General features: G+C 67.9%; 13 protein-coding genes. 3 read left to right on the plus strand and 10 right to left on the minus strand.

From position 1 onward, the window contains the following. Nucleotides 1-16: 16 nt before the first annotated feature. Nucleotides 17-442, minus strand: a complete 426-nt coding sequence (locus tag C5F75_RS11695; protein ID WP_059575857.1) for a type VI secretion system amidase immunity protein Tai4 — start codon at nt 440-442, stop codon at nt 17-19. Between the two features lie 303 nt (nt 443-745). Between C5F75_RS11695 and C5F75_RS11705 the strand changes: the two genes are divergently transcribed. Both C5F75_RS11705 and galU read left to right on the plus strand, forming a co-directional pair. Next, nucleotides 746-3,613 (plus strand): valine--tRNA ligase, encoded by a 2,868-nt coding sequence (locus C5F75_RS11705; protein WP_059575859.1) that lies wholly within the window; start codon nt 746-748, stop codon nt 3,611-3,613. Between the two features lie 87 nt (nt 3,614-3,700). Further along, on the plus strand, nt 3,701-4,585 hold the full coding sequence (gene galU / locus C5F75_RS11710) for a UTP--glucose-1-phosphate uridylyltransferase GalU (protein ID WP_059575861.1): 885 nt from the start codon (nt 3,701-3,703) through the stop codon (nt 4,583-4,585). Between the two features lie 53 nt (nt 4,586-4,638). Here galU and C5F75_RS11715 read toward each other — a convergent pair whose 3' ends face one another. The 7 genes from C5F75_RS11715 to C5F75_RS11745 all read right to left on the minus strand — a co-directional run bounded on the left by C5F75_RS11715 (nt 4,639) and on the right by C5F75_RS11745 (nt 11,944). Next, nucleotides 4,639-5,253 (minus strand): DUF4136 domain-containing protein, encoded by a 615-nt coding sequence (locus tag C5F75_RS11715; RefSeq protein ID WP_104012266.1) that lies wholly within the window; start codon nt 5,251-5,253, stop codon nt 4,639-4,641. Nucleotides 5,254-5,290: 37 nt separating this feature from the next. Beyond that, nucleotides 5,291-7,678 carry a CHASE2 domain-containing protein gene (locus tag C5F75_RS11720; RefSeq protein WP_104012267.1) on the minus strand — a complete coding sequence of 796 codons (2,388 nt, stop codon included), beginning with the start codon at nt 7,676-7,678 and terminating at the stop codon, nt 5,291-5,293. A gap of 10 nt (nt 7,679-7,688) precedes the next feature. After that, nucleotides 7,689-9,050, minus strand: coding sequence for a FecR family protein (locus tag C5F75_RS11725; protein WP_104012268.1), 1,362 nt, complete (start codon nt 9,048-9,050; stop codon nt 7,689-7,691). After that, on the minus strand, nt 9,047-9,751 hold the full coding sequence (locus tag C5F75_RS11730; protein ID WP_027784223.1) for a response regulator transcription factor: 705 nt from the start codon (nt 9,749-9,751) through the stop codon (nt 9,047-9,049). The genes C5F75_RS11725 and C5F75_RS11730 overlap by 4 nt, the downstream gene beginning before the upstream one ends. Before the next feature lie 268 nt (nt 9,752-10,019). Continuing rightward, nucleotides 10,020-10,454, minus strand: coding sequence for a hypothetical protein (locus C5F75_RS11735; RefSeq protein WP_059575870.1), 435 nt, complete (start codon nt 10,452-10,454; stop codon nt 10,020-10,022). 210 nt (nt 10,455-10,664) lie between these two features. Continuing rightward, nucleotides 10,665-10,892, minus strand: a complete 228-nt coding sequence (locus C5F75_RS11740) for a sulfurtransferase TusA family protein (protein ID WP_006402122.1) — start codon at nt 10,890-10,892, stop codon at nt 10,665-10,667. 116 nt (nt 10,893-11,008) lie between these two features. Continuing rightward, complete coding sequence (locus C5F75_RS11745) at nt 11,009-11,944, minus strand: LysR family transcriptional regulator (protein ID WP_060965936.1); 936 nt, start codon at nt 11,942-11,944, stop codon at nt 11,009-11,011. Nucleotides 11,945-12,053: 109 nt separating this feature from the next. Between C5F75_RS11745 and C5F75_RS11750 the strand changes: the two genes are divergently transcribed. Then, nucleotides 12,054-13,574 (plus strand): CoA-acylating methylmalonate-semialdehyde dehydrogenase, encoded by a 1,521-nt coding sequence (locus C5F75_RS11750; RefSeq protein WP_060316271.1) that lies wholly within the window; start codon nt 12,054-12,056, stop codon nt 13,572-13,574. Between the two features lie 57 nt (nt 13,575-13,631). On the opposite strand, the gene C5F75_RS11755 is transcribed toward C5F75_RS11750, so the two are convergent. Together C5F75_RS11755 and C5F75_RS11760 are read right to left on the minus strand one after the other, a co-directional pair. Then, entirely contained in the window at nt 13,632-14,516 is an 885-nt protein-coding gene (locus C5F75_RS11755; protein WP_060316274.1) for a MurR/RpiR family transcriptional regulator, read from the minus strand. A gap of 283 nt (nt 14,517-14,799) precedes the next feature. Beyond that, nucleotides 14,800-15,972 (minus strand): Gfo/Idh/MocA family protein, encoded by a 1,173-nt coding sequence (locus C5F75_RS11760; RefSeq protein ID WP_060316277.1) that lies wholly within the window; start codon nt 15,970-15,972, stop codon nt 14,800-14,802. Nucleotides 15,973-15,995 lie beyond the last annotated feature (23 nt).

The following is a 15,995-nucleotide window of genomic DNA, read 5'->3' on the forward strand; positions in this document are numbered from 1 at the left end:
GCGCCCGTCACCCGCGTTATTTCCTGGGCCGCCTGGCGGGTTTGTCGCCGATCCAGTCGGGATGTCGGACATACCGGCGAACTTGTTCGTCGAGCTCGGGGCCGTGATACAGGTCCAGGCATTTCAGCAGAGCAAATTCGGCCCCGGCGTAACCTTCCACGGGATTGCCGTAATCGCGGTGCAAATAGTGTTCAGCAAGGCGCTCGACCGCCGGATCGCCCTTCTCGTCATCGTAATAAGTCCATTCCAGGAACGCACTCTTGGTCATTTCGGCATCCTTGCCTGCCGGCGATCCTCGGTAAGCGATCGACAGGCAGGCCGCCAACGCCCTGTCCTTGTAATTCTCCGCATTGGTGCGCCGCACGGCCATGACGGAATCGGCCGCTTCGGCAGACAGTGCCGAACATAGCGCGACGGCGCAGACTGCCCGAAAAACGTTCATTTGAGCGTCCAGAAACAAGCGCGGCTAGTGCGATAGTTCGCCCCCGGCTCGTTGAAATAACAAGCGTCGTAGCGCTGGCGCCCATTGAACAGCGTCGCATGCCCGCTGGCGTCACTCCACCCATGCACCTCGAAAAGGCCCTACTTACATCCACAGCCAGACCCGCAAGTTAGCGCTCGCAACACGCGTCAGCAATTGGACACGTACGAACTGACCGCAGGCCGCGAACGGCTCACTCGACGCCTGGCGATTTATAATGTCGGGTTCAAGTCTCCAACACGCATTTTTCGGCAAATTTCCACCATGAGCGACAACACGCTGGCGAAGAGCTTCGAACCCCACACCATCGAGTCCCAATGGGGGCCCGAGTGGGAAAAACGCGGCTATGCCGCCCCGGCATTCGATCCGGCGCGCCCCGATTTCGCGATCCAGTTGCCGCCGCCGAACGTCACCGGCACGCTGCACATGGGCCACGCGTTCAACCAGACGATCATGGACGGCCTCGCCCGCTACCACCGGATGCTCGGCGAGAACACGCTGTGGGTGCCCGGCACCGACCACGCGGGGATCGCCACCCAGATCGTCGTCGAGCGCCAGCTCGACGCGCAGGGCGTGTCGCGCCACGACCTCGGCCGCGAGAAGTTCGTCGAGCGCGTGTGGGAATGGAAGCAGAAATCCGGCTCGACGATCACCGGCCAGGTGCGCCGCCTCGGCGCGTCGACCGACTGGTCGCGCGAATACTTCACGATGGACGACAAGATGTCGGCCGCCGTGCGCGACGTGTTCGTCACGCTCTATGAACAGGGCCTGATCTATCGCGGCAAGCGCCTCGTCAACTGGGATCCGGTGCTGCTCACCGCCGTGTCGGACCTCGAAGTCGTGAGCGAGGAAGAAAACGGCCACCTGTGGCACATCCGCTACCCGCTCGCCGACGGTTCGGGCTCGCTGACCGTCGCGACCACACGCCCCGAGACGATGCTCGGCGACGTCGCTGTGATGGTCCACCCGGAAGACGAACGCTACGCGCACCTGATCGGCAAGCTCGTCACGCTGCCGCTGACGGGCCGCGAGATCCCGGTGATCGCCGACGACTACGTCGACCGCGAATTCGGCACGGGCGTCGTGAAGGTCACGCCCGCGCACGACTTCAACGACTATCAGGTCGGCCTGCGCCACAACCTCGCGCCGATCGAGATCCTGACGCTGGACGCGAAGATCAACGACAACGGCCCCGAGCAGTATCGCGGCCTCGATCGCTTCGACGCGCGCAAGGCGATCGTCGCCGACCTCGACGCGCAGGGCTTCCTCGACTCGGTGAAGCCGCACAAGCTGATGGTGCCGCGCGGCGACCGCACGGGCGTCGTGATCGAGCCGATGCTGACCGACCAGTGGTTCGTCGCGATGACGAAGCCGGCGCCGGAAGGCACGTTCAATCCGGGCAAGTCGATCACCGAAACGTCGCTCGACGTCGTGCGCAGCGGCCAGATCAAGTTCGTGCCGGAAAACTGGACGACCACCTACTACCAGTGGCTCGAAAACATCCAGGACTGGTGCATCTCGCGCCAGCTGTGGTGGGGTCACCAGATTCCCGCGTGGTACGGCGAGAACGGCGAGGTGTTCGTCGCGCGCGACGAGGAGCAAGCGCGTGCGCAGGCCGCGGCGAAGGGCTATGCGGGCGCGCTCAAGCGCGACGAGGACGTGCTCGACACGTGGTTCTCGTCCGCGCTCGTGCCGTTCTCGTCGCTCGGCTGGCCGAACGAAACGCCCGAACTGCAGCACTTCCTGCCGTCGTCGGTGCTCGTCACCGGCTTCGACATCATCTTCTTCTGGGTCGCCCGGATGGTGATGATGACGACGCACTTCACCGGCAAGGTGCCGTTCCACACCGTGTACGTGCACGGCCTCGTGCGCGACGCGGAAGGCCAGAAGATGTCGAAGAGCAAGGGCAACACGCTCGACCCGATCGACATCGTCGACGGCATCGATCTCGACACGCTGGTCGCGAAACGCACGACGGGCCTGATGAACCCGAAGCAGGCCGCCACGATCGAGAAGAAGACGCGCAAGGAATTCCCGGACGGCATTCCGGCGTTCGGCACCGACGCGCTGCGCTTCACGATGGCGTCGATGGCGACGCTCGGCCGCAACGTGAACTTCGACCTCGCGCGCTGCGAAGGCTATCGCAACTTCTGCAACAAGCTGTGGAACGCGACGCGCTTCGTGCTGATGAACTGCGAAGGCCATGACTGCGGCGCCGACAAGCCCGAAGTGTGCGGCGCGGGCGACTGCGGCCCCGGCGGCTACCTCGATTTCTCCGCGGCGGACCGCTGGATCGTGTCGCTGCTGCAGCGCACCGAAGCCGACATCGCGAAGGGTTTCGCCGATTACCGCTTCGACAACATCGCGAGCAGCATCTACAAGTTCGTGTGGGACGAGTACTGCGACTGGTATCTCGAACTCGCGAAGGTGCAGATCCAGAACGGCACGCCGGAACAGCAGCGCGCGACGCGCCGCACGCTGCTGCGCGTGCTGGAAACGGTGCTGCGCCTCGCGCATCCGGTCATCCCGTTCATCACGGAAGCGCTCTGGCAGAAGGTCGCGCCGCTCGCCGGCCGTTATCCGCAGGGCAAGGCCGACGGCGAGGCGTCGCTGATGACGCAGGCCTACCCCATCGCGAACCTGCAGAAGATCGACGAGGCGTCCGAGCAGTGGGCGGCCGACCTGAAGGCGATCGTCGACGCGTGCCGCAACCTGCGCGGCGAGATGAACCTGTCGCCGGCCACCAAGGTGCCGCTGCTGGCCGCCGGCGACGCCGAGCGCCTGCGCTCGTTCGCGCCGTACGTCCAGGCGCTCGCGCGCCTGTCGGAAGTGCAGATCCTGGCCGACGAAGCGTCGCTCGACCAGCAGGCGCACGGCGCGCCGATCGCGATCGTCGGCCCGAACAAGCTGGTGCTGAAGGTGGAAATCGACGTCGCGGCCGAACGCGAGCGCCTGGCGAAGGAAATCACGCGCCTGACGGGCGAGATCGCGAAGTGCAACGCGAAGCTCGGCAACGAGGCTTTCGTCGCGAAAGCGCCGCCGGCCGTGGTCGAACAGGAGCAAAAACGCGTCGCGGAATTCCAGAGCACGCTCGAAAAACTGCGTGCTCAGCTCGATCGGTTGCCTGCGTAACAAAGGGTAAGGTCATTTGCGTTCACTATAATGCGGACGTGAACATAGACCGTCTGACAAGTCGATTACAGGAATAAAGGTTCGATCATGTTGAAAGTCACCAAGGCGGTATTCCCCGTGGCCGGTCTCGGCACGCGGTTCCTGCCGGCAACGAAGGCGAGCCCGAAGGAAATGCTGCCGGTCGTCGACAAGCCGCTGATCCAGTACGCGGTCGAGGAAGCGATCGCTGCCGGCATCACCGAGATGATCTTCGTGACCGGGCGCAGCAAGCGCGCGATCGAGGACCACTTCGACAAATCGTACGAAGTCGAGGCCGAACTCGAGGCGCGCGGCAAGGAAAAGCTGCTCGAGCTGGTGCGCAGCATCAAGCCGAGCCATGTCGACTGCTTCTACGTGCGCCAGCCGGAAGCGCTCGGCCTCGGCCACGCGGTGCTGTGCGCGGAAAAGCTGGTCGCCGACAATCCGTTCGCGGTGATCCTCGCGGACGACCTGCTCGACGGCAACCCGCCGGTGATGAAGCAGATGGTCGACGTGTTCGACCACTATCACAGCTCGGTGATCGGCGTCGAAGAGATCCCGCCGTCGGAGACGAAATCGTACGGGATCGTCGACGGCAAGGAATGGGAAGAGTCGATCGTCAAGATGTCGGCGATCGTCGAGAAGCCGGCGCCGGAAGTCGCGCCGTCGAACCTCGGCGTGGTCGGACGCTACATCCTGAAGCCGCGGATCTTCGAGCACCTGCGCGCGCTGAAACCGGGCGCGGGCGGCGAACTGCAACTCACCGACGCGATCCAGGCACTGCTCGCCGACGAACAGGTGCTGGCCTACAAGTATCAGGGCACGCGCTACGACTGCGGCAGCAAGCTCGGCTACCTGAAGGCGACGGTCGAATTCGCGCTGCGCCACCCGGAAGTCGGCGCGGAGTTCGAAACGTACCTGCGCACCCGCGACGGCGGCCAACCGGCCGTCTGAACGCGGCAAGGGCCTGCCCCGGCGGGCCCGCCCTCACGTTGCGGCCGGCGCCTTCAGCGCGCGTCGGCCGGCTTCACCGAGACGACGCCCGGCATGCCGCCCGCGTCGTCTTTTTTCGTCTTGACCAGCCAGCCGGTGCCGTCGCCGAATGGGACCTTCGCCAGCGCACTCTTCACGAGCGCTGGCGCGGCCTGCTGCGTGCCCGGATCGCGATCGCGCAGCGACGCCGACACGCGATAGACGTCTGCGCCCGATTTCGCATCGACGAACCGCAGCGTCAGCACGTGGCGGTACACGCGGCCCATGAACGGCAGCGCGAGCGGCGCGGGCCCGTCGACCGTCACGCATGCGCTGCTTGCCGCGCCGCAGCGCTCGGCGCTTGCCGCGACCGCCGCCGGCTGGGTCGCGTACGCGATCGACAACCGGTAACGCGCGTCCTTGAGCGGCTGCGCATCGAAGCCGCGGCGCGCGAGCTCGTCGCGCACGAGCGTCTCGATCTGCCGGTACTCGGCATCGCCCGCCTGCGCGGCCGTCCGCACGAAATCGTAGCCGTGCGCACCGGAAGCGAACGCATCCGACTGCCCGACCGCACTCACGCCGCTCGTGACGCCGGCGCAACCCGCCAACAGCGACGCCGCCAGCGCGGCCGCCGCCCATTGCTTTCTCATGGCTTTCCCCAAATGCCTGCCGTCGCGCCCGGCCCTGTCAGGCGGACGGCTCGTCGATCGCGGGCAGCGACACCGTCACCGCGGTGCCGACACCCACTTCGCTGTCGACCGACACGCTGCCCCCATGGCGCGTGACGACCGTCTTCACGAACGCCATGCCGAGCCCGGAACCCGAGATTTCGGGCCGCTCGCCGGCATGGAACCGCTTGAAACGCTCGAACAGATGCCGCTGATCTTCCGGCGCGATGCCGTACCCCTGATCGCGAATCGTACAGAACATCCGCTTCGTTGCGTGCTCGACCGTCAGCGTACACGTGATCACCGTGTCGGACGGACTGTATTTGACCGCGTTGTTCAGCAGGTTCACGAACGCGCGCGTGATCAGCGAGCGGTCCGCGCGCACCCAGCACATGTCGGCGCCCACGTCGGTCTCGATCCGGATGTGTTTCGCCTGCGCCTGCGGCCACACCTCGTCGCTCGCATCGATCAGCACGTCGACGAGGCTCGTCACCTCGAGCTGGTACGCCTGCGACTCGGCGCGCGCCAGTTGCACGAACTCGTCGGCGAGCGACAGCGCGCGGTGCGCATAGCGCTCGATCCGCGCGAGCAGCCCGCGCATCGCATCGCTCTCGACGCGGTCGCGCTCGATCTCGACCAGCGCGAGGATCGACGACTGCGGCGAACGCATGTCGTGCGACAGCAGGTGCAGCGCTTCCTCGCGCTGCCGCTCGGCCGCGTGCAGCTCGGTCACGTCGACGAGGCCGGCGATCCAGCCGGTCACGCGACCTTGCGCGTTCGTGCACGCGGCGTAGCGTAGCAGATGGTCGAGCCCGTCCCGGTCGCGCACCTCGATGCCGCGCGCCATCGCGTCGTGCTCGGCCTCGAGCGTCGGGTCGAGCGCGGCCGGCCAGTGCTCGCGGATCGCCGCGTCGTGCTCCGCGTTGCCGTCGACCGTCTTCATGAACGTCAGCTCGCCGAGCGCGATGCGCAGCGGCCGTCCTTCCGGCAGCGGCAGCGCGAGCCGCGACCCGTAGCGTTTGGCCGCATGATTCGCGATCAGCACGGTACCGGCGAGGTCGGTCACGAAGATCGGTTCGGGCATGCTGTCGAGGCTGTCCCACACGAAGCGCTTCATGTCCTGCACGCGCTGCGCGGCCTGCGCCATCAGCGCCATCTGCCGCTCGAGCACGTCGCCGCCGACGTTGCGCGTGCGCGGCGCCTCGGGCAGCAGGTGCGGCTCGTCGGCGAGCTTCTGCAGCTCGCGACGCAGATACGACATCGTCATTTCCAGCCGCCGCCAGTTCCAGATCGGGTAGACGGCGATCAGCCCGAAGATCGCCGGCGCCGGCGTCAGCCAGATGCGCGCCTCGAACAGCAGCGCCACGCTCGCGACCACGGCGAGCGCGGCCAGGCTCAGCGTCAGCAGCAGCGCGCGCCACGGCGACAGCATCAGGAAGCCGCCCAGCAACACGGCGAGCGGCAGCAGCGACGCGATGAACAATCCCGCGCGCGACGCGGGCGAGATCGCGCTGCCGGTCGCCAGCATGTCGAGCACGTTCGCATGGATGTACACGCCGGCGAGCGGACCGAACTCGCCGGACACCGGCGTCGCGAAGCGATCGTACAGCCCGGACGCGGTCACGCCGACGACGACGATCTTGCCGCGCAGGGCGTCGGGCTTCACGCGCCCTTCGAGCACGTCGTCGAACGACAGCGTCGGATACGCGGGCGTGTTGCGGCTGAACGGAATCAGGTAGCGGCCCTCGCCCGCCGCATCGCGCGACAGGTCGTGCGCGTTCGCGCCGGGCACGCCGCCGACCGGGTGCAGCCGGCCGGCCTGGATCGCGCGGTACACAGGCACCATCAGTTGCGGCCAGCGCACGCGGCCGTCGCTTTCGAACAGCGCGACGCTGCGAACGATCCCGTCGCGATCGACTTCGAGATTGATATGGCCGAGCCCCGTCGCGCGCGCGGCGAGCGCGGCGACCGGCGGATCGACGGAACGCGCGCCGTCCGCCTGCTCGGGGCTCAGCAGCACCGGCAGAAAGGTCGGCACGCGGCTCATCGCGTCCGCGAACGCGCGATCCTCGGGCGACGGTTCGGTAAACAGCACGTCGTAGACGACGGCGGCCGGCTGTGCGCGCGCGAGCGTGTCGAGCAGCCGCGCGTGCACGTCGCGCGGCCACGGCCAGCGACCGAGCGCGGATACGCTCTGGTTGTCGATGTCGACGACGACCACGTCGGGTGACAGCGGCAGGCTGCGCAGCATCAGCAGCCGGTCGTAGATCAGCCCGTCGACGCTCGACGACAGGCGGCCGAGCGCGCATGCGAGGATCACCGCGATCCCGAGGCAGCCGATCGCGATCCATTCGATCAGGAAGCGGCGGCCGAGGCGCCGCCGCGGAGAAACGGAGTCGTGTCTCATGCGCCGCGGGTCAGCGCGACAACGTGAACGCGCTGACCGGACTGGTCTTCTCGTAGAACCTGCCGCCTTCGAAATCCTCGACGGTCACGGCCCAGAAATAGTCGCCCGGCGGCAGGTGCGCGACGGTGATCTGGCGCGCGTGCAGGCCGACCTGATCGACGACCGGCGCGCTCAGGTCCTTCGAGCGCGACAGCACGAAGCGGTAACGCGCGTTCTTGCCCGAGCCATTCGGCGACCAGCGGAACTCGTAACCGCCCGCGCCCTGCGACGCGCTCGCGTCGAGCCCCATCACGCGGCGTTCGAACGCATAGGTGCGCGGCCGCCCCTCGAGGCCGTTCGCATCGATCGCGGCGATCCGCACGAAGTAATTCCCGTTCGGCACGTCGCGGAACACCGCGCGCGGCGAATCGGTACGCGTTTCGCGGAACAGGTCGAGCAGCCCCGCATCGTGCGCGAGCTGCACGCGATACGCATGCGCCTGCGCGAGCGGCGTGACGTCGAAGGCGACGTCGGGCTCGTCCTGCACCTTGTCGGGATGCGCGAGCGTTGGCGCGCCCAGCAGTTCGACGGGCGCGCCGACCGCGCCGGACGACGTCGCGACGCTGCCGAAATTCGCATGCACGAGGGTCGCGTCGGCCGGCCGCCGGCCGCCCGCGACGCCGACGGTGCCGTCGAGCACTTCGACGCGCGTCGTCGCATTGCCGGCCGCGTCGTAGTTCACGCGAAAGCGCGTGCCGCGCACGCCTGCCACGACCGACGGCGAGCGGATCTGGAAGCGGTCGTCGCGTTTCTTCAGGTGGGTGACTTCGCTGTCGACCGAGCCGCGCGTGAGCTCGAACTCGCGATCGAGCGTGCCGGTCAGCACCGTGCGGCGCAACGACTTCAGGTCGAGCTGGCTGTCGGGCGGCAGGCTCATGTGCGTGCCGTCGCTCAGCTCGATCGTCACGAAGCCGTTCGCGCCCGTGCGCACGCGGTCGCCTTCGGCGAGCGTCGCATCGTTCGCGAGCGGCGCGAAGGCGCCGCCGGACGCGCGCTCGGCCGTGCCCTGCACCGCGACCACGCGTGCGGTGAGCTTTTCCTTGCGCAGCCGCGCGACCGGCAGCTTCAGCGCGATGCCGGGCTGCAGGTGCTTCGGCGCCGGCACGCCGTTGATCTGCTGGAGCAGTTGCCAGTCGTCCGCGCCTTGCAGGTAGCGCGCGGCGACGTCGTACAGCGTGTCGCCCGCCTGCGTGCGATAGACGACCATCTTTCCCGCGGCGGCGGGCGGCTGCGCGACGGCGGGCTGCACGGCGAACGCCAACGCCGCCGCGCAGGCCGCTTGCAGCGCCGCCGTACGCAGGCTCGCCGTGCGCGGCGCGATTCGCGTGATCACTCCGGTTCCCCCTGGCCGACCCGTTCGAGCCGGTAGCCGTACCCGTAGATCGGCGCGAGACGGTAGCCGTTTTCGGGCCGCAGGCCGAGCTTGGTGCGCAGCATCGAAATGTGCGTATCCATCGTGCGCGACGGGATGTCGGTCGCCTGCTTCCACACGAGGTCGAGAATGTGCGCGCGCGACAGCGGCCGGTCGAGATGCTGGAACAGCAGCAGCGCGAGCTCGAATTCCTTTTGCGTGAGGCTCACGGCCTTGTCGCCGACGTACGCCTGCTTCAGGTTCACATCGAAACGGAACTGGTCGAACTCGCGAACGGTCGCCTCGGCGTTGACCGGATACGCGCGGCGCAGCAGCGAACCGATGCGCGCGCGCAGGATCGGGCCCGACACGGGCTTGACCACGTAATCGTCGGCGCCGGCGTTGAGGATCTGCGTGATACCCGCCTCGTCGTCGCGGCTCGTCATGAAGATGATCGGCAGGCTGTGCTCGGTCTGGTTGGCGCGCACCCACTTGAGCACTTCCTCGCCGGACATGTCGGGCACGTTCCAGTCGAGCACCAGCAGATCGAACGTCTCGCGCTGCAGGCGCTTTTTCAGGGCCTTGCCTTCCTTGAACGCGTAGCACGTGTGGCCGATGGCCGTCAGCGTTTGACTGACGAAATCCGTCTGGGCCGGATCGTCATCCAGTACAGCAATTCTCATAGCACCCCGCAAATCGAAGTCGGTTCGTCCATTCGGCTCCCGCGCCTGCCCCGGCCGCGCAGCATGCGCGCGGCGTTCCGGATACCGGCCGGCGAGCCGTCGTTCGCCGCTCGCGCCTCCTGCGCACCCCGGCGACCCCGGCTAAATATCTCAAAAACGGGGCACGGACGAACCGGCGATTTCATCATAGTAGTATGAAATTCGCCAAGAAATTGCGCGGACTATCGCCCTTTCTTCGAATAATCCCTTCTGTTGCGCAACCGGACGCCTATTCGGCGCCCGCGATGCCGGCCACCGGCTCGGCACAGTCGTCTGTCGGCACGCGCGGCGACGGCGGCTCCGCCAGCGGCGGTTGCGCAAGCATCCGCTGCAGCTGGTCGCGCACGCGCTCCCACGCGCCGGCCGCGTAGTCGGGCTGGCCCGCCGCCCATGCCTGCGCCAGATCGAACACGCGCTCGATCGTCGCGCCGCAGTAGGTCGGGCCCGAGCCGTCGTCCCGCGCGGCATCGCGCAGCCGTTCGTCTAGCCACTCGGCCAGCCACGGCATCTCGGCCGCGGCCGAATCCGCATACGCCTCCAGCGCGGCACGCGCGTGGCGGTCCTGTTGCGGATCGAGCTCGATCCGGCTCAATTCCGACGTGCGCACGGGCGCAATGCTTTCCGCTCCGGACGGGCTTCCAAAGGTCCCTGGTCTGAAGGACATGTCCTCTCCCCGTTGTACGACGGTAGCGTCAGGCATGGCCCCCGAGCCCGCCGTGCGACGTACCGTGGCCGGCGCCTCCGCTGGGAGCGGACGACCGGCCGGCTCAGTATACGCAGCCGGTCGCGCGACGAGGTTTAAGAATTGTCAGAAAGGAGCGGCAAGACACGGCCGGCCGGAAGCCTGCCGCGGCGGGATGGGTGATGCGCGCCTTCAGCGGCGGCGCATCAGGAACACGAAGGTCTTGTCCTGCGTCGTCGATTCGACGATCTCGTTGCCCGTCTGCTTCGCGAACGCGGCGAAATCGCGCTGCGAGCCCGGATCGGTCGCGAGCACCTTGAGGATCTGCCCGCTTTCCATATCGGCAAGCGCTTTCTTGGCACGCAGGATCGGCAACGGGCAATTGAGCCCGCGCGCGTCCACTTCCTTGTGAATCTGCATCGGCTGTCGACCTTCGAATGACGCGCCACACCTGGCGCGGGAGGAAGCCGCGATTTTACCGCAGCGCCGCCGCGCCTGCCCGGGCGCCCACGGCCCGGCGCCCGCCGGCATCCGGCTCATGCGCCGGAGAAACCGCCCGCGAGCCGTTCGCGCAGGTGCCGCACGAGCGCGCGCACCGCGCTCGGCACGACGGGGCTGTACGGGCGGATCGCGAAAATATGGTCGCCGAACGCGCCCGACGGCCGCCAGCCGTCGAGCAGCGCGACGAGGCGGCCGGCATCGAGATCGCGCCGCGCGCTGAAATCGGGCAGCAGCGCGATGCCGAGCCCGCCGAGCGCGGCCTCGCGCATCGCCTCGCTGTTGTTCGCCGCGAAACTGCCGCGCACCGGCACGCTCACGCGCTCGCGCCGGCGGCCGTCCGGCTCGAAGCTCCACGCGGCCGGCTCGTTCTCGCGCAGGTAGCACAGGCAGCTGTGATCGACGAGCTCGCCCGGGTGGCGCGGCGCGCCGCGCGCGTCGAGATAGTCGCGGCTCGCGACCAGCAGCGAACGCGTGTCGCACAGCTTCCACGCGACGTGGGTCTGCGGCGCGGTGGTCGTATGGCGAATCGCGAGATCGAAGCCTTCCTGCGTCAGCGAGTGCAGGCGATCCGACAGGTCGAGCTCGATCTGCACGCCCGGATGCCGGCGCAGGAAATCGGGCAGGTGCGGCACGACCTGCTGGCGCCCGAGCGCGACCGGCACCGTCACGCGCAGCAGCCCGCGCGGCTCGCCGGCGAGATCCTTCACGCGCGCGAAATGCTGGCCGATCGACTCGAACGCGTCGCGCGTGCTGTCGACGAGTGTCTGGCCCGCATCGGTGAGCCGCACGCTGCGCGTGGTGCGGCGCACGAGCGGCACGCCGGCCGCCTTTTCGAGATCGGCGATGCGCTGGCTCATCGCGGCCTTGCTGATGCCGAGCCGCTGCGCGGCAGCCGTGAAACTGCCCGCCGCGGCCAGCACCGTCAGCGAATGGATATGCGGCCAGAGCGCCTGGACATTTTGCTGATTCATCCGCCGATTATTCAGAATTCTGAACAGTGAATCAAGTTTGGCGGACTTCTCCCGCCCTGCCGGTTTCCCTAGACTGGGCGCTGTTCGCCTTCATCCCCAGGAGACACGCATGACCACGGTTCCCGCGTATACGTCCGACGCCGACGTCGGCCACTACATCGACGGCGCGCCCGTCGCCGGCCGCAGCGGCCGCTTCCAGGACGTCCTCAATCCGGCGCTCGGTCGCGCGGTGCGTCGCGTGGCGCTGGCCGACGACAGCGAAGTGCGGCAGGCCGTCGCCGCCGCCCACGCCGCGTTCCCGGCCTGGGCCGACACGCCGCCGATCCGCCGCGCACGCGTGCTGCACCGTTTCCTGCAACTGATGAACGAGCACCGCGACACGCTCGCGGCGATCATCACCGCCGAGCACGGCAAGGTGTTCTCGGACGCGCAAGGCGAAGTCGCGCGCGGCATCGACATCGTCGAATTCGCATGCGGCGTGCCGCAACTGCTGAAGGGCGACTTCACCGACCAGGTCAGCACCGGCATCGACAACTGGACGATGCGCCAGCCGCTGGGCGTCGTCGCGGGCATCACGCCGTTCAACTTCCCGTGCATGGTGCCGTGCTGGATGTTCCCGGTCGCGATCGCGACGGGCAACACGTTCGTACTGAAGCCGAGCGAGCGCGACCCGTCGGCCGCGCTGTTCATCGCCGACCTGCTCACGCAGGCGGGCCTGCCGGCCGGCGTGTTCAACGTCGTGCAGGGCGGCAAGGACGCGGTCGATGCGCTGCTCGACCACCCGGACGTGCAGGCCGTCAGCTTCGTCGGCTCGACGCCGATCGCGGCGTACGTGCAGCAGCGCGCGGTGCAGTCGGGCAAGCGCGTGCAGGCGCTCGGCGGCGCGAAGAACCACCTCGTCGTGATGCCCGACGCGAACATCGAGCAGGCCGTCGACGCGCTGATCGGCGCCGCGTACGGCTCGGCCGGCGAGCGCTGCATGGCGATCAGCATCGCGGTGCTGGTCGGCGACGTGGCCGACAAGATCGTGCCGGCGGTCGCCGAACGCGCACGCAAGCTGGTGATCGGCGACGGGATGTCGCCGGAAGTCGAGATGGGCCCGATCGTCACCGGCGAAGCGCTCAAGCGCATCGAAGGCTATATCGAGCAGGGCGTGAACGAAGGCGCGCAACTGGTGGTGGACGGGCGCGGGCTGCGCGTGCCGGGCCGCGAGGCCGGCTTCTTCACCGGCGGCACGCTGTTCGATCACGTGCGCCCCGACATGCGGATCTACCAGGAAGAGATCTTCGGGCCGGTGCTCGGCTGCGTGCGCGTGAAGGATTTCGGCGAAGCGGTCGACCTGATCAACGCGCACGAGTTCGGCAACGGCGTTTCATGCTTCACGAGCGACGGCGGCATCGCGCGCGAATTCGCGCGGCGCATCCAGGTCGGCATGGTCGGCATCAACGTGCCGATCCCGGTGCCGATGGCGTGGCACGGCTTCGGCGGCTGGAAGAAGAGCCTGTTCGGCGACATGCACGCGTACGGCGAGGAAGGCGTGCGCTTCTACACGCGCCAGAAGTCGGTGATGCAGCGCTGGTCGTCGAGCATCGGCAAGGGCGCCGAATTCGCAATGCCGACCGCGAAGTAAGCCGGCCGGTGCGCAGCCCGTCGAGCCGTTCGGCGGGCGGTGCGCAGCCCGTCGAGATCAACCGGCTTTCGTGCCGTGCGCGCCGTCGGCGGTCGGCATATAGGACAGCTCGAGCCGGTACGCGAGCGCGACGAACAGGCTCTGCGCGAGGCCCATCGTCGCGGTCAGCGCGCGGAACCCGAACGTCGCGCTGTCCTGCACCATCAGCGTCACCTCGGCCTCCCGCGCGAGCGGGCTCATCCGGCTGTCGGTGATCGCGATCAGCCGCGCGCCGCGCTGCGCGGCCTGCTGCGCGACCTGCACGGTCTCGTCCGCGTACGGCATGAACGAGATCGCGATCATCACGTCGCCCTCGCGCACCGACCGGATCTGCCCGAGATGCATGCTGCCGAGCGCGCTGAACAGCCCGATGCGCTTGTCGGTGTGCTGCAGCGCATAGTCCAGATACACGGCGATCGGAAACGCGCGCCGCGACCCGGCGATCCAGATCGCCTGCGTATCGGCGAGCAGGTCGACGGCCCGCGCGAGCGCCTGCGAGTCGAGCGTCTGCCGCAACTGCTGCATCCCGGCGATGCTGCCCTTGATGAATTCGTCGGCGATCTGTTCGGGCTGCAGGCTCGACGAACCGGCTTCGATCACGTCGCGCAGCCGCAGGTTGTATGCGCGCCCCGGCGCGATCTGCTGCGCGAGCCCTTCGCGGAACAGCCGCTGCATTTCGGAGAAGCCGGAAAAGCCGAAGTGCTTCGCGAAGCGCACGACGGCCGACGGCTGGACGCCGCAGGCCTCCGCGAGCGACTGGATGCCTTCCAGCCCAAGCTGGTCCCGATGCGTTTCCACGTGGCGCGCGATCACCTTCAGGCGATTGCTGAGGCCGTCGTACTCCTGCGTCAGGTGCTGCAGGAACGCCTCGACGGTGGCGGGAGGTTTCTCGGATGAACTCATCGGATAGCGCGAAGTTGACGGCCCCGATGCGCGCGCGTGGCTGACGGACGCGGCCCGGGGCTCGACTGGATACATGCATGAAGGGCGAATTTAATCACGTTTGCGGCACGGCCCGTGCCGCCTGCTCGCTCCCACGCGCTCGATCATCACCAGGGTCTGTTGACGTACGCTCCACGGCAAGACTGGAACCGATTGTCCAACGCGCGCGCGGCGGCGTAAAGATCGGGGTGTGTACCGAGGCCGGCCGCCGCGGCGAAACGCGGCGCAGCCGGCCTTGCCCGCTTCAACGATAGTCGACCCACACGCCGCCCGCATCGGCCGAACGCACGCAGTTCTCGACCCAGCGCACGCCCTCGACGCCCGCGTGCACGTCCGGAAAGCGGATGGTCTTCAATGCCGCCGCGTCGCCGCGATCGGCCGCGTCCATCGCGAGCGCGAAGCGCGCGTACAGGTTCGACCATGCGTCGAACAGCCCTTCCGGATGCCCGGCGCCGATGCGATCTTCGCGCAATGCGTGCGGATGCAGGTACGGCATTCCGCGATCGAGCACCTGGGCAGGCTGCCCCTGGATTTCGTAGCGCAACTGGTTCGGGTGCTCGTCCCACCATTCGACGCTCGCCTTCGAGCCGATCACGCGCACCTTCTGCCCGTGCATCGAGCCGGCGTTCACCGCGCTCGACCACACGTAGCCGATCGCGCCGGTGTCGTATTCCATGATCGTGAACGCGTTGTCCTCGAGCGGCGCGCGGCTCTTCACGAAGCTCTGCCGCGAACACATCAGCCGCCGGATCTTCAGCTCGGGTGCCATCACCTCGGAGATGTACAGCGGGTGCGTGCCGATGTCGCCGAGCACGTAGCTCGGGCCCGCGAACTTCGGATCCACGCGCCAGCGCGCGGCCGCGCTCGCGGCCTCGACGCCCTCGCTGTGGAAGCCGTGCGCGAACTGCATCTGCACGATGCGGATCTCGCCGAGGTCGCCGCGCGCGATCATCTCGCGCGCCTGCTCGATCATCTGGTGTCCGGAATAACCGTACGCGACGCCGACGATCCGGTTCTTCTCGACCGACAGCCGCTGCAGCGCCTCGGCCTCCTCGGTCGTGAAGCACAGCGGCTTCTCGCAGACCACGTGCAGCCCCGCGTTCAGCGCGGCGCGGCAGATCTCGAAGTGCGTGTTGTTCGGCGTCGCGATCGACACCGCGCGGATGCCGTCGGGGCGACGCGCCTCGGCGTCGAACATCGTCGCGTAATCGGGATAGCAGCGCTCGGCCGCGACGCCGAGCTTCACGCCGAACTGGCGGCCGCGTTCGGGATCGATATCGAATGCGCCGGCAACCAGCTGGAAGCTGCCGTCGCGCAGCGCGGCCGACCGGTGGCTGTAGCCGATCTGGCTGCCGAGTCCGCCGCCGACCATGCCCCAGCGAATCGAATGTCCAAGCAGAATCTGTCCGTCAATCATGATGGTGGTGTTCCTGGTGCGTG

It is taken from the genome of Burkholderia anthinoferrum (genome assembly GCF_002925705.1).
In the GTDB taxonomy this organism is placed as follows: Bacteria; Pseudomonadota; Gammaproteobacteria; order Burkholderiales; family Burkholderiaceae; genus Burkholderia; species Burkholderia semiarida.